The organism is Yeosuana sp., from assembly GCF_057126245.1.
The window spans coordinates 112,229-126,857 of sequence record NZ_DBNGMQ010000077.1; the positions used below are offsets into that span (position 1 = coordinate 112,229).

The 14,629-nt window shown below is 32.5% G+C and carries 10 protein-coding genes and 1 pseudogene; 6 read left to right on the forward strand and 5 right to left on the reverse strand.

The genetic code is table 11. The features are described 5' to 3' along the window. Nucleotides 1-27: 27 nt before the first annotated feature. The 4 genes and pseudogenes from AC15TD_RS10240 (at nt 28) to AC15TD_RS10255 (ending at nt 3,178) form a co-directional block, all read left to right on the forward strand. On the forward strand, nt 28-1,311 hold the full coding sequence (locus AC15TD_RS10240; protein WP_484452052.1) for an amidohydrolase family protein: 1,284 nt from the start codon (nt 28-30) through the stop codon (nt 1,309-1,311). Then, nucleotides 1,304-2,530: an amidohydrolase family protein gene (locus AC15TD_RS10245; RefSeq protein ID WP_484452053.1), complete on the forward strand. Its 1,227-nt coding sequence runs from the start codon at nt 1,304-1,306 to the stop codon at nt 2,528-2,530. Before AC15TD_RS10240 ends, AC15TD_RS10245 begins: the two co-directional genes overlap by 8 nt. 100 nt (nt 2,531-2,630) lie before the next feature. Continuing rightward, nucleotides 2,631-2,780, forward strand: a pseudogene (locus tag AC15TD_RS10250) (DUF6090 family protein); the annotation flags it as partial. Nucleotides 2,781-2,971: 191 nt separating this feature from the next. Then, a complete protein-coding gene (locus tag AC15TD_RS10255) occupies nt 2,972-3,178 on the forward strand; it encodes a hypothetical protein (protein ID WP_484452054.1) in 207 nt (68 codons plus the stop codon). A gap of 259 nt (nt 3,179-3,437) precedes the next feature. On the opposite strand, the gene AC15TD_RS10260 is transcribed toward AC15TD_RS10255, so the two are convergent. The 5 genes from AC15TD_RS10260 to bshC all read right to left on the reverse strand — a co-directional run bounded on the left by AC15TD_RS10260 (nt 3,438) and on the right by bshC (nt 10,575). After that, nucleotides 3,438-3,674: a DUF3820 family protein gene (locus tag AC15TD_RS10260; RefSeq protein WP_484452055.1), complete on the reverse strand. Its 237-nt coding sequence runs from the start codon at nt 3,672-3,674 to the stop codon at nt 3,438-3,440. Nucleotides 3,675-3,771: 97 nt separating this feature from the next. After that, nucleotides 3,772-5,742, reverse strand: a complete 1,971-nt coding sequence (locus tag AC15TD_RS10265; protein WP_484452056.1) for a LysM peptidoglycan-binding domain-containing protein — start codon at nt 5,740-5,742, stop codon at nt 3,772-3,774. Between the two features lie 255 nt (nt 5,743-5,997). After that, on the reverse strand, nt 5,998-7,533 hold the full coding sequence (guaA, locus tag AC15TD_RS10270; RefSeq protein ID WP_484452057.1) for a glutamine-hydrolyzing GMP synthase: 1,536 nt from the start codon (nt 7,531-7,533) through the stop codon (nt 5,998-6,000). A 62-nt stretch (nt 7,534-7,595) separates the two neighbouring features. Continuing rightward, on the reverse strand, nt 7,596-8,969 hold the full coding sequence (locus tag AC15TD_RS10275; protein WP_484452058.1) for a pyridoxal phosphate-dependent decarboxylase family protein: 1,374 nt from the start codon (nt 8,967-8,969) through the stop codon (nt 7,596-7,598). Between the two features lie 4 nt (nt 8,970-8,973). Then, the gene (gene bshC, locus AC15TD_RS10280; protein ID WP_484452114.1) at nt 8,974-10,575 is read right to left on the reverse strand and encodes a bacillithiol biosynthesis cysteine-adding enzyme BshC; all 1,602 of its coding nucleotides are present in this window, start codon (nt 10,573-10,575) and stop codon (nt 8,974-8,976) included. 126 nt (nt 10,576-10,701) lie between these two features. Between bshC and AC15TD_RS10285 the strand changes: the two genes are divergently transcribed. Together AC15TD_RS10285 and AC15TD_RS10290 are read left to right on the forward strand one after the other, a co-directional pair. Then, nucleotides 10,702-13,209 carry a M14 metallopeptidase family protein gene (locus AC15TD_RS10285; RefSeq protein WP_484452059.1) on the forward strand — a complete coding sequence of 836 codons (2,508 nt, stop codon included), beginning with the start codon at nt 10,702-10,704 and terminating at the stop codon, nt 13,207-13,209. A gap of 112 nt (nt 13,210-13,321) precedes the next feature. Next, the gene (locus AC15TD_RS10290; protein WP_484452060.1) at nt 13,322-14,629 is read left to right on the forward strand and encodes a carboxypeptidase-like regulatory domain-containing protein; all 1,308 of its coding nucleotides are present in this window, start codon (nt 13,322-13,324) and stop codon (nt 14,627-14,629) included.

The following is a 14,629-nucleotide window of genomic DNA, read 5'->3' on the forward strand; positions in this document are numbered from 1 at the left end:
AAAAAATCTTTAACATAAATATTGCTTATGCCAACGAAAATAACTCTTGTCTTGCTTTTTGTTTTGAACTCATTTGTTTCATTCTCGCAAGAAACACCAACCGCTTATACAGGCGCACTCATTTATACGATTAATGGTGATCCATTAGAAAACGGAACATTGATTATACAAAACGGAAAAATTTTAGCAGTTGGAACGGATATAAAAATTCCAAAAAACTCAATAATCATTAATGTTAAAGGAAAAGTTATTATGCCTGGTCTTGTTGATACACATTCTCATTTAGGTAATGGGTCTGGTGGCGACAGGTCAAGCGCTCTACACCCTGATGTTCGTCTGTTAGATGCTCTAGACCCTATGGCTGTTAATTTAATGAAAGCGCGATCTGGTGGCCTAACAACCGTTAATATTATGCCGGGTTCAGGGCACCTCATGAGTGGCCAAACTGTATATATAAAAACAAAAAAAGGTAAGACTATTGAGGACCTCACAATTTGCAAAAATGTTTCTTCAGAAATTTGTGGTGGAATGAAAATGGCAAATGGAACAAACTCAATAAAGGATACTCCTTTTCCAGGAACTCGAGCCAAATCTGCTGCAATGGTTCGTGAGCAATTTATTAAGGCTCAAGAGTATCAGAAAAAATTAATAAACACTAAAGCTAAACCTTCAGAGGCTCCGGAACGAGATTTGAAAATGGAAGGACTTATTGAGGTTTTAGATGGTAAAAGAATTGTACACTTTCATACGCATAGACACGATGATGTGCTAACTGCTATCAGGATTTCAAAGGAATTTGGATTTAAAATTGTGTTACATCATGTTAGCGAAGCTTGGAAAGTAGCTGACGAAATTGCAAAAGCTAAAGTTCCAGTTTCAATGATTCTTATTGATTCTCCTGGCGGAAAAATGGAAGCTGTAGACCTAGACCCTAAAAGTGGTGTTGTATTAGAAAAAGCTGGAGTCGATGTTGCTTTTCATACAGATGACCCAATTACGGATTCTAGACTTTTTATGCGTTCTGCTGCAATAGCAGTTAGAGAAGGTATGTCAAAACCAAAAGCCCTAGAAGGCTTAACACTTGCTGGAGCTAGGATGCTAGAATTAGATGATAGAATTGGTTCTCTCGAAAAAGGAAAAGATGCAGATTTTATTATCCTTTCTGGAGACCCAATGAGTGTTTATACTCATGTTGAGCAAACATGGATAGAAGGCGCAAAAGTATTTGACAGATCGAATGAAAAAGATAAATTATATGCCGTTGGAGGATATAATGTATATCCTGAAGCTACAACACATGTACATGATTAATAAAAAAGATATGATTAAGAATATATTAGTAATTATCCAGTTAATTCTGGTCGTTCAATGGTCTACTGCACAAATTGCAGTAAAAGGAGAAACAATTTATACCGTTTCTGGTGATCCTATTAAAAATGGCGTTATCCTGATAGAAAAAGGGAAAATTACAAAAGTAGGCGAGGCTTCCAAGGTTAAAATTCCGAATAATTTTAAAATTTATGAAGGAAAGGTTATAACACCCGGACTAATAGATGCTCATGCTACTGTTGGTTTTTCAGGAATTTATAATAAACCTGAAGATCAAATGCAATTAGAAAAATCATCTCCAATACAACCAGAATTAAGAGCTATTGATGCTTATAACCCAAGAGAAGAACTTGTCTCCTATTTAAATACAAAAGGAGTAACTACAGTGCATACGGGGCATGGTCCTGGCGCCGTTATAAGTGGTCAGACTTTTATTGCAAAAACGCATGGAGAGACAGTTGATGAGGCAAAAATAGATGATGCTACCATGTTAGCAATAACTATTGGCCCTAGTGTTAGAAGTAATTTTAAAAGCCCAGGAACTTCGGCTAAAGAAATTGCCATGCTACGTACAGAGCTATTAAAAGCTCAAGAATATCAAAAGAAAATGGTAAATGCCGAAAAGGGTAAACAACCAAGTAGAAATCTTAAAATGGAAGCTTTGGTTGAATTATTAGAAGGAAAAACCAAAGCCCTTGTTACTGTTAATTCTGCCAATTTAATAATGACTTCAATTCGTCTAGCTAACGAGTTTAATTTAAAATTAGTAATTGATGGAGGGGCAGAGTCTTATTTATTAATTGATGAAATAAAGAAATCTAAGGCCGAAATTATTTTACATCCAACGAAAGCCAGGTCTTATAGCGATATGAAAAATATGTCCTGGGAAACTGCCTCAAAATTAACCGATGCTGGAATACCCGTCGCTATTCAAAGTGGTTATGAATCGTATGTGCCAAAAACAAGAGTTATATTGTATGAAGCGGCTATAGCAGTTGCCAATGGATTGTCATTTAATGATGGCTTAAAATCTATAACTATTAATGCCGCTAAAATTATAGGACAAGAAAATAGAATTGGTTCCATTGAAAAAGGAAAAGATGCAGACATTGTAATTTTTGATGGAGATCCATTTGAATATTTAACACATGTATGTCTAGTAATTACTGATGGCCAAGTAACACATCAAGAATGTAATTAAGCTTTAGTTTAGAATAGGATTACGAGACAATTATTTTAGAAAATATTAAAACTATTCAATGTCATTAAAATTAGCCTTCATTGCGACCAACCGCTGACACATGATAAAGTTTTTTAGAAAAATCCGTTACGATTTAATGGGGGGGAATAAAACATGAAAATACTTTAAATATGCCATTGGTGAAATTGTACTTGTTGTTATTGGAATTTTAATTGCACTGTCAATTAATCATTGGAATGAAAATAGGAAATCTAAAATAATGGCAATGATGTCTATAAGAATTTATTGACTTCACTGTGACAAGATTCTGCTGAGGTTCAACAAATAATTACATTACAAACAAAAAGCGTAGAGACGATAAGAAACTTAATATTAAATGATTCAATTCAAGAACACATTGAATTTGATGAAAAAAACCTAGATAGTTTAGCTGAAGAAATTATGATAGGTGTAATGAGTTTTTTTCCTAAGACTGGAATTTACAACCTAATCGTTTCTAACAATGGAATGGACTTACTCCAATCAAAAGAAATAAAAGCATTACTGATTAATCTTTTTGATTATCAGTACAAACAATACGAAAACACGGATGCTATAATAGACCATAAATATCATTATCAGATTGGTCCAGTGCTGCGAAAAAAATAGGATTTATTGTTGAGTATAAACCACACTTTAGTTTAGTTAAAAACGTAAATCCTGAACTGTTTAAAAAACATTATCCTGAACTCCTCGCTGAATGCAAAGATACTTTTGGAGTATTGTCTATAGATAAAAATTATCTTTTACAGATAAGAGAGTCAATAAATGAATTATTACAATTAATTTGATATGAGCTAAAATATTAACGATAGACTCACAAAATATAATTAATTACTCACAAACACATTTAACAAAATCAAAAAAACTACTTAGGATACTGCCTTTTAATGTTCCTAATTAAATCTTCCAAACCATTTAATTTGAGTTCATAAACTGTTTGCAGCATATCGCCTAACTTACCCTTAGGAAATCCTTTATTATGATACCATACCACATAATATTCAGGTAAATCTATTAGATAACGATCTTTATATTTTCCAAATGGCATTTTGGTATGCGCTAATGTAATTAGAAAATTTTTATCGGGTTTAAGTTGATGCATCAGTTTAATAGAAAATTAATAGTTAATTACGTAATTTTGTTTATATAATCATAAGGACACATTTGTTATCAATAAGACTAATTAAAAAACAAAATACTTAAAAACCGCCTAACTTCTCAGAAGGACTTTCATTTACTAAATCAACCTCAACAATTCTTAAATCATTATATTTTACTAAATAAGCTGTATCATTATAAAAGCCACCAAATAGTTTCTTTTTATATTCAAATTTAGTTTCGACATACTCGGTCATTGGGCTTTCTTTAACCGACATATACAAATCATCAGAAGTTACTAAACGTAAAACAACATCCATGGTTAAATCAAAACCGCGAATAGCTCTTTTGTTTGGTGTTATATGATAGGTTTTTAGATATCTTTTTATAAAGGAATTATTACTGTCACTGGCAATACTTTTAGACATGGTAGCGAACGTAAATTGTAAATTTGATAAATGCTCATTCGATATTTCATCACCCTCAAAAGCTGCATTTTCATTGGTAGTTAATAAAATTATATCAATTTGCTGTTTTTTCTCTTCAATATTTTCTTCTTGAATCAGTGAATTTAAAATACTAGTCACGTTAGAAGCAAAACCTTCATTTTGAGTTTCTAAAAACACCATATTTAATCCTGGTTTTAAAACACCAGAAATATCATCAAGTAAAACATAATTTTCATCTTTACCTTCTTTGTTTTTCCTAGATCCTACTTGTCGAGCAAATGTAAACTCTTGTTTAATCTCATTGGCAATAGTCGTGTTTTTACTGTCAGAAATGATGATAATATTCTTTTCTTCCGGCATTGTTTTCACATAACTCACAATCTTGCTACGTAATAGCTCTGATGAAGGTCTCGTTTGAAATACATTATCATACAAGTTTAAATTTTCTCCAATAGGAGATACTATTGGAATGTTATTTCTTCTTAACTCTGATGCTGCTCTGTCAAAATTATTTGGTGTTAATGGACCTATGACAGCATCTACATCTTCAAAATTATTATTTTCAATAATTCTACTAACTTCACTAACCTGATATTTAGTATCATAAACATCTACCTTAAGAGAGATTCCTAACTTTTTTAAAGAATCAACCGCTACCAAAATACCTGTATGAAAATCTAAAGATGCATTTAAATAAGGGTCTTTTATAATACTTTCCTTAGTACCTGAAATAGAGTCAAAATTTACTCGATCTAAACGAAAAGGTAACAGCACCGCAATATGCTTGGTCTCATAATCTCTAATTTTACTTAATAAATTAGTAGCGCTTGTTGCATTTTGCAAATTTTCTAAATTTCTATCAAAGGGTATTTTTAAAATCATCCCGTTTTTTAAACCAGTTTCTTTAAGATTTGGGTTTAATGTTTCTAATTGTTCTTCATCTAAACCTAATTTAAGTTTTAATCTAAAAAAACCTTCTTTTGGTAATACTTTATAGTAACTGTATTGCTCATCAATTATTTTTTCGTCTGTCTCGTTAATATTAGGTACATTAATGATTTCACCTTCTTGCAAAACCTCACTCATCTCGGGGTTTAGCGCTTGTAATTCAGAAAGTGTAATTCCAAATTTATAAGCAATGCGCCATTTGCCTTCTTTAGGTAAAACTGTATAGGGTCTTGTTAACTCGATGGTCTCTACAACTTCGGTTATTTTAAAAATAGGTATTTGTAGCTTATCCCCTTTTCTTAAAACATTAGAATATAAAAACGTATTATATTTTTTAATATCGTCTTCTGTAACATTATACGCTTTAGCAAGACTGTATAATGTTTCTTTTTTACCCGTTCTGTGTTTTTTAAAACCTTTTAACTCTTTTACAATAGTGACTTTAGGTTCAATACTTACTTTTGACTTTGGAATAATTAAAACTGAGTTTAATTTTAAACCCTCTTTTGCGTCTGGATTTAATGCATAAATATCAAAAGGTGTCACTAAATACTTAGTAGATATACTTTCGATAGTCTCTCCTTGTTTTACTTTATGAGTTGTATAATTTTGTGCTGTTAACGCGTTAATACTAAAAAGAAATACGAAACAAACAATAGAAAAGAATTTAATCATGTAATCTAAATTTTAAAATTGCGTTAAGGATGGCAGCAACATCCTTTTATTTTTGATATAAATCATATAGCATGCCAAAAAATAAAAGATTCAGCGAACAGCCTGACAATATTTATTTTTAAAGCTCTTAAGTATATACGATATTTTGATTTTTTAAGACCACCCTAAAAGTATAAAAATAGTTTAAAAATATTGTAACGCTCAACTTATTGACATATACTATGACTCAAAAAAACCAAAAGCCCACCTTATTATTTATTCCCATTCTATAGTTGCAGGTGGTTTTGAGCTAATATCATATACTACTCTATTAACGCCTTTTACTTTATTTATTATGTCGTTTGATGTTTTTTGTAAGAACTCATACGGTAAGTTTACCCAATCGGCAGTCATACCATCAGTACTTTCTACAGCTCTTAGTGCAACACATTTTTCGTAAGTACGCTCATCGCCCATAACACCAACACTGTTGACTGGTAATAGCATGGCACCTGCTTGCCACACTTTGTCATACAACCCCCATTCGCGCAAACCATTTATAAAAATAGCATCTACTTCTTGGAGAATACGCACTTTTTCAGCTGTAATATCGCCCAAAATACGAATACCTAGACCAGGACCAGGAAACGGATGACGACCTAACAGCAAAGGATCAATACCCAAAGTCGCTCCTACTCTTCGAACCTCATCTTTAAATAAGGATTTTAGTGGTTCTACAATTTTAAGTTTCATGAAGTCTGGCAGGCCTCCAACATTATGATGACTTTTTATGGTTGCCGATGGTCCGCCGGTAGCCGATACACTTTCAATAACATCAGGATAAATAGTGCCTTGAGCTAACCATGTTACATCTTCTATTTGATGCGCCTCATCATCAAACACCTCGATAAACGAATTTCCAATAGCTTTTCGTTTTTTTTCTGGTTCTTCAATACCTGCCAAAGCATCTAAAAACCTTTTGGAAGCATCAACACCTTTTACATTAAGCCCCATACCTTCGTATTGATTTAGAACACTTTCAAATTCGTTTTTACGAAGCAACCCGTTATTTACAAAGATGCAATATAAATTTTTTCCTATCGCTTTGTGAAGTAAAACAGCCGCTACTGAGGAATCAACGCCACCAGAAAGTCCTAATACGACTTTATCATTTCCAATTTTGTTTTGAAGCTCTTCAACCGTTTCTTCAACAAAAGATTGTGGTGTCCAATCTTGATGAACGCCTGCAATATTTACTAAAAAGTTCTCTAGTAATCGTTTTCCATCGGTTGTATGATAAACTTCAGGGTGAAATTGAATGGCATAGGTTTCTTCGCCCTCAATTTTATAAGCGGCATTTTCTACATCGTGAGTACTTGCTAAAAGTACCGCATTGGTTGGTAAATGCTTAATAGTATCGCTATGACTCATCCAAACCTGACTACCTTCTTGTATCCCTTCAAAAAACGAGTCCTCTTTTTTAATAAACGATAACTTTGCCCTACCATATTCTCTGGTATTTGATGGAGCAACTTCTCCACCAGAAAAGTGCGCTAGATATTGAGCACCATAACAAACCGCTAGTATTGGTTTTTTACCTCGTATTTCAGTTAAATCTGGGTGCGGCGCATCATCTCCTCTCACAGAAAACGGACTACCAGAAAGCACAACAGCATTGTATTCTGCAATGTTTGATAGTTTTTTATTATACGGATGGATTTCGCAATAAATATTGAGTTCTCTAACTCTACGGGCAATAAGCTGAGTGTATTGTGACCCGAAATCTAAAATAAGTACCTTGTTGTGTTGCATGCGCAAAAATAGGAATTGATTTTAGAATGACGAATTACGACTAATATTTTTTTTATTAATTTTTAAGACATCGAATTCAAAATCATTTCAATATCATTTTCAGTAGTATCAGGATTTATAAAACAAAAACGTGAAACCGTTTCAAAACTATCCCCTTTTTTCCATTTTGTAGGTGTCACAAGAGCTAAGCCATTTCTATGATTCTTATAGGTCCAATCTGTATAATCGTCAGGCTTCCAACCTATTCTTCGGTATAAAACACATGACAAACTAGGTTCTCTTACCAACTCTACAAAAGGTTTTTCTTCAATTAATCTCCCAGCTATTTGTGCCAGTTCTAATCCGCGTTCTACAGCTTCTTTATATCTATCTGTACCATGCATGGCTAAAGAAAACCACAAAGGCAACCCTCTAACCCTCCTTGTTAACTGTATTTGATAATCGGTTGGGTTAAAACCATGAGCACCTTCATCCTTAAAAATATCTAGATAAGACCCTTGTTGCGAATGGGCTTTCTTGGCTAATTCTGGGTTTTTATAAATAACCGCTCCACAATCGTAAGGTGAGAACATCCATTTATGAGGATCGATAGTAATACTATCTGCTCTTTCTATCCCATTAAATAAATGACGAACAGAGTCTGCTGCTAAAGCGCCTCCCCCATAAGCAGCATCAACATGAAACCACAAATACTCATTTTCACAAATTGTTGCTATTCCAGCCAAATCATCAATAATACCCGCATTAGTCGTTCCTCCTGTTCCTACTACTGCGAATAAACGTTGTCTTTGATGTTTGGGTAATCCATCAATGGTTTCTTGCAAAGCATCTGCTTCTAATCTATTTTCAGTATCCACTAAAAACACATCAACATCAACTACTTTAGCCATAGCCTTTACTGAAGAATGAGCTCCGATAGAAGTAATAATTATGCCTTTTTCTACTTTATTTTGGTCATTTAAACTACGCCAATACTCCCTGGCAGTAACTATTGCCGACAAATTTGCTGCTGTTCCGCCACTAGTAAAAACCCCAAATGCACCATCGGGCAATCCTGTGAGAGACACAATCCATTTCATGGCTTCGTTTTCACAAAAAATACCACCAGCACCTTCCATCCAATATGCTCCATGAATACTGGAGGCTGATGTCACTAAATCGAACATGATAGCTGCTCTGGTTGGTGACGCAGGCACAAATGCTAAATGTCTTGGATGGTCTATAGAAACATTAGCTTTCACTAAATGATCTTTCCATAAGTTGAAAGCTACTTCGCCTCCAATTCCCTTTTCAGTCACGGTTTCTCCTACCAACGCTTTTAATTCTTCGGCCTTTTTAGGAATTCCTATTTTAGGTTCAGTTTCTGATATTCTATCAATAGCATACTTCATGACATCTAATGTCATATTAACTAAATCAATATCTATTTTATGCATGTTGTTAAAGTGTTAAAATTAAAAACTCAGTATTAAGAGGTTTTAAGTTTTTTACTAATTCATGAATTAATTGCTCTCCATATTCTAGATAAAACTCAGAAAAATTAGAATTTCTCTCTTGTAAACTTTGGTTTGGAAAGAGCTCGTTTTGAATGTTTGTCATTCTATAAACGGAATCTGATAGTTTTCTTTTTTGAGCCTTTAATAACCGTTTCTCAAGATTATCTAATCCCTTTAATTGTTTTGCTTCTTGGGCTTTAACCGCTCCGAAAAACGATTTATCAGTTTGATTTGCGAGTTTATATAAATCTTCAAACTGTTTTTTTAAATGTTCTTTTTGAGATGAAAAATTAATATCAATATCTGAAATTTCTCTTACTTTATTATTGATAAGGGTATCCTGCTTTAAAAAGATGTCCTCCTTTGTTATATGTAATTTTTGAAGTTTTTGTTGTTGTTGTTCTGATTGAATCAATACTGAATTTCGCAATAACAACATTGGAAATGGAACGGCAACTTTATTAAAAAAATCCTTTAACTGAAACCAATAGGCTAATTCACCACCACCACCAATATAACATAGGTTTGGCAAAATAAGCTCTTGATATAGCGGACGCATAATTACATTTGGACTAAAACGTTCTGGATTAGAATCTACCTCTTTTAAAATTTCTTCCTTTGTCCATGTAATATCGGTATCTACAACACCATATATTTCATCTTCAAAAACAATGCGCTCACGTAAATTTCGGTTTAAATAAAACAAATTAATCTCGCGTGGATTTACTTGTATCTTATAGTTCTCAGGTAATTCATTTATCTTGTTGCTAGTTTCAGAAACCGATTTAAATGAGGTTTCATTTTGCAACTCATCTTTTATATAAGGAATAAATTGTTTTTTTAAATCAGCTTCATTAGCATCTAAAATAACCAATCCATACGCTTTAAAAATAGCATTAGCTACATAGCGTGTGGCATCTGCAAGGTTCTTATACTTTAAATAGGCTTCATAAAACAAGTGTCGTAACTCATCCGCATTCTTACCTAATCCTAAATCTTTAGAAAAGTGTTCAAAAACCTTTTCTAGTCCTTCTGTTGATAATTCACCTACGGCGCCCCCGGATTCTCTATTCCATTGTATTTTTTTTCCTTTATAATTGAAATAATTTATTTCTTCAAAGTCGTGATCTTCTGTTGCCATCCAGTATATGGGAACAAAATTAGAATCGGGATATGCCTGTTTTAATTCGTTACAAAGATTTATCGTAGAAACAATTTTATATAAAAAATAAAGAGGCCCTGTAAACAGATTTAACTGATGCCCTGTTGTTACGGTAAATGTGTTTTCCGCTTTTAAACTTTCAATATGGCTTAAAGTTAACTGAGATGTACTTATATTTTGATATTGCCTTTTTAAAACAGACACCAATGTTGTTCTTATATCTATTAAAAAAGATTTCTGCTTTTCATCAATTTGTACTTTGAAATTTTTAAGTTTTGGAAACTGATTATAAAACTGTTGTAGTTCTGGTTTTTCATCTAAATAATCACAAATAAGCGATGAGAAGTACCCTGTTTTTTTAAATGATATGGTTTCCGAAGGCATATTAATTGAGTCCAATTTTAAACGTAAATATACGGTTATTCAATTTTTAAATTCTAAAAAATACGTTAAAGAGTTCTTATGCAAGATATTTAAGTAAATTAGCTTTGAAATTTTTAAAAACATATTATGCGACAATCTACATATATCTTTAATTTTTTATATTTATTTTTAATATCTATTCAAATTTCATCACAAAATGTAGTATCTCCTTCTGAGTTTTTAGGTTATGAGTTGGGCACTCAGTTTTCCAGACACCATGAAGTTGTTGACTATTTCAAATATGTTGCTTCCCAAATGCCCAATCATGTTAAATTAGAACAATATGGTGAGACTTATGAAAGAAGACCTTTATACGTAGTCTATATTTCTTCAAAACAAAACATACAAAACCTTGAAGTTATAAGGCAAAATAATCTAAAAAACGCGGGACTGTTAAAAGGAAATTCTACATCAAACAATACAGCTTTTGTATGGTTGAGTTATAATGTGCATGGTAACGAAGCTTCAAGTTCTGAAGCGTCAATGAAAACGTTATATGCATTACTCACTAAAAAGCGAGACTTACTTGAAAACACGGTTGTTATTATTGATCCTTGCCTAAATCCCGATGGACGTGACCGATATGTTAATTGGTATAATAGAACAGCAAGCGCCCCATATAACAACGATCAACAAGCAAGTGAACATTATGAACCATGGCCTGGTGGAAGGGCAAATCATTATCTATTTGATTTGAACAGAGATTGGGCATGGGCAACACAAAAAGAAAGCCAATATCGATTAAAAATTTATAACAAATGGTTACCACACGTGCATGTTGATTTTCATGAACAAGGTATTAACGACCACTATTATTTTGCACCGGCAGCAGAACCCTTTCACGAAATAATCACTGATTGGCAGCGAGATTTTCAAACTCAAATTGGGAAAAATAATGCTAAGTATTTTGATAAAGAGGGATGGCTATATTTTACAAAGGAATATTTCGATTTACTTTATCCAAGTTATGGAGATACCTACCCAACCTATTTGGGGGCTATTGGAATGACTTTTGAGCAATCTGGAAGTGAAAAAGGAGGTTTAAGTGTTATAAATGATGAAGGAGAGGAACTTACGCTTCTAGACAGAATAGAGCATCATTATACAGCGGGAATATCAACTGTTGAAGTCAGTTCGCAAAATGCAGAAAAGTTAAATAGTGAGTTTAAAATATTCTTTAGTAGTACCTCTAATTTAAAATATAAAAGTTATGTGCTTCAAGGTAATTCAGATAAAATTGAGGCTCTAAAAGAGTTGCTTGATAAACACGAAATAAACTACGGTTATAGTGATATTCGTGGAAAAATTTCTGGATATGATTATTTTAAAAAATCCAATGGAGCTATAAACTCAACATTAAATGATCTGGTCGTTAGCACTAATCAACCAAAAGGCGCTTTAGTGCATGTACTTTTTGAACCCCATACTAAATTAACAGATTCCTTAACCTATGACATTACCGCTTGGAGCCTACCGTATGCTTACGGATTAGAGACCATAGCCAGTGAAAAATTAATCGCCTCAAAACCAAAAATAACAACAATTATTGCAAATACAATGAGCACAAATGCTGTTGGGTATATTGTAAAATGGGATAACTTAAAAGATGCTGTATTTTTGGCTGATCTATTACAACAAAAAATTAAAGTTAGATTTACCGAAAAACCATTAACAACAGAGGATATAGCGTATAACAGAGGCTCACTCATCATATACAGAGGTGACAACATTACCAATAAAGACTTTGACAATACCCTACTTAAATCTGCTAAAAAGTTTAATAGAAGGCTAAACCCTGTCATGTCTGGCTTTTCAACAAGTGGCCCAGACTTAGGGTCTGATAGTGTCAAATTAATACATCAACCTAAAGTTGCCATATTATTTGGAGATAAAACATCCTCACTAAATTATGGAGAACTATGGCATTTCTTTGAAACTCAACTATATTATCCTCTTACCTCATTACCTGAATGCAATATTAGTACTATTAATTTAAATAAATACAACACGCTCATTATTCCTGATGGGAATTATAAAAGTATATTCAATGAAAAAGTGCTAGAAAAATTACAATCTTGGATTAAATCCGGTGGAAAAGTTATTGCCTTTGGTAATGCGTTAAAGATTTTTAGCGATAAAAAAGAGTTTAAACTAAAAACAACACAAAAAAGAGACTCTTTGATGTTAAAAAAACAAGAAAATAAAAACAACAGTCATTTAATTCCATATGCTGATAGAAAACGCAATAGTGTTAAATCTGAAGTTTTAGGAGCGATTTATAAAGTTAAGGTTGACAATACACATCCATTGGCTTTTGGGTATTCAAATACCTACTATTCTTTAAAAGACACAAGCGCCAGCTATGACCTTTTGGGAGAAGCTAATTATAATGTAGCTTATTTAGAAGATGACACTACACCAGTTGCTGGATTTTCGGGTAGTAAAACCTTTAGTAAATTAAAAAACACCTTAGTGTTTGGTGAAGAACGATTAGGAAAAGGAAACATCATTTATTTGGTAGATGATATCTTGTACAGGAGTTTTTGGGAAAATGGAAAACTGTTTTTGGCTAATGCTATTTTCTTTAATAACTAAAAAACAACTATTCATAAAGTTTTAACACTTTTTTTAACTAAAAACCCTTGCCTTTTTGATGCTATTTCAGTAACTTAATGTGTTTATTTGTAACAATTTAAGTGTTCTAATTATGAAAAAGAAAAAATCTTATAAAAGCACAACATTGATGCGGATTTCTATGCTGTTTTTCCTTCTAACCGGATTTGTTTTTAATACACAAGCTAGCACTTTCTTTCAAGAACAAGTCAATCAAAGTACTAAAACAATCAATGAATTTAAAGGCGTTATACTTGACAGTAAAACTAAAGACCCTTTATCTTATGTTGATATTAATGTTCTTGGAACTAATATTGGGACCATAACTAATAATGAAGGTGAATTTCTGTTAAAAGTTCCTAATAAATATTTAGATAAACATGTTGTTGTATCACTTTTGGGTTATGAGAAAAAAGAAATTCCATTATCAGAATTTAAAAAAGAAAACTTTAAAATACTACTAAGAGAATCTTTAACCGAATTAAACTTTATTAGTATTTACGGCTCAAAAGATGCAGTATCTTTAGTTCGTGCCGCATTAAACAGAAAAAATAAAAGTTACTACAATGAGAATACGGTTATGACCGCTTTTTATAGAGAAACTATAAAAAAACGTAATCGAAATGCCTCTTTATCTGAAGCTATTATACAAATTAACAAACAGCCTTATTCAAATTCAAAACGTGACGATGTCACGCTTTTAAAATCAAGAAAAAATACCGACTATTCTAAGCTAGATACGATTGCTTTAAAATTACAAGGCGGTCCTTTTAGCACATTATATACAGATATGGTTAAATATCCTGAATATATTTTTAATAGAGATAATTTATCAGATTATGTATTCAGTTTTGATGCTTCTACACAAATCAATGACAGACCAGTATATGTAGTTAACTTTAAACAGAGCATCGATAATAACGCTCCTTTGTATTACGGAAAACTTTATATCGATGCAGAAACATTGGCATTAACTAGCGCCGTATATAATTTAAATGTTAAAGACAAAACCTTGGCTAGTGAAATGTTTGTTAGAAAGAAACCCAGAAGAGTTAGAGTATATCCTACAGAAGCCTCATACAGAGTTGATTATAGAACTAGAAATGGAAAATGGCATTACGGTTATGGGAATATCCAGTTAACGTTTAAAGTTAACTGGAAAAATAAACTATTTAATAATGTTTATACCTTAAGTAGCGAAATGGCTATTACAGACTGGAAACTAAGTGAAGAAACTAATTCAAAAGGCGAAAAGCTAAAACCTTCTGTGATTTTAACAGACAAGGCCTCTGGTTTTGCTGATCCTGAATTTTGGGGTGAATACAATATCATTGAGCCAGAAAAATCTATAGAAGCAGCGATTAAAAAAATAAACAAAAAACTAGAACGCCCTGAAAGTTAG

What these genes read in the sequence shown, in the direction of transcription:
- AC15TD_RS10290 (WP_484452060.1), top strand. Translation starts at nt 13,322, where the DNA reads ATGAAAAAGAAAAAATCTTATAAAAGCACAACATTGATGCGGATTTCT.
- AC15TD_RS10285 (WP_484452059.1), top strand. Translation starts at nt 10,702, where the DNA reads ATGCGACAATCTACATATATCTTTAATTTTTTATATTTATTTTTAATA.
- AC15TD_RS10260 (WP_484452055.1), bottom strand. Translation starts at nt 3,674, where the DNA reads ATGCATCAACTTAAACCCGATAAAAATTTTCTAATTACATTAGCGCAT.
- AC15TD_RS10240 (WP_484452052.1), top strand. Translation starts at nt 28, where the DNA reads ATGCCAACGAAAATAACTCTTGTCTTGCTTTTTGTTTTGAACTCATTT.
- guaA (WP_484452057.1), bottom strand. Translation starts at nt 7,533, where the DNA reads ATGCAACACAACAAGGTACTTATTTTAGATTTCGGGTCACAATACACT.
- AC15TD_RS10265 (WP_484452056.1), bottom strand. Translation starts at nt 5,742, where the DNA reads ATGATTAAATTCTTTTCTATTGTTTGTTTCGTATTTCTTTTTAGTATT.
- AC15TD_RS10255 (WP_484452054.1), top strand. Translation starts at nt 2,972, where the DNA reads ATGATAGGTGTAATGAGTTTTTTTCCTAAGACTGGAATTTACAACCTA.
- bshC (WP_484452114.1), bottom strand. Translation starts at nt 10,575, where the DNA reads ATGCCTTCGGAAACCATATCATTTAAAAAAACAGGGTACTTCTCATCG.
- AC15TD_RS10245 (WP_484452053.1), top strand. Translation starts at nt 1,304, where the DNA reads ATGATTAATAAAAAAGATATGATTAAGAATATATTAGTAATTATCCAG.
- AC15TD_RS10275 (WP_484452058.1), bottom strand. Translation starts at nt 8,969, where the DNA reads ATGCATAAAATAGATATTGATTTAGTTAATATGACATTAGATGTCATG.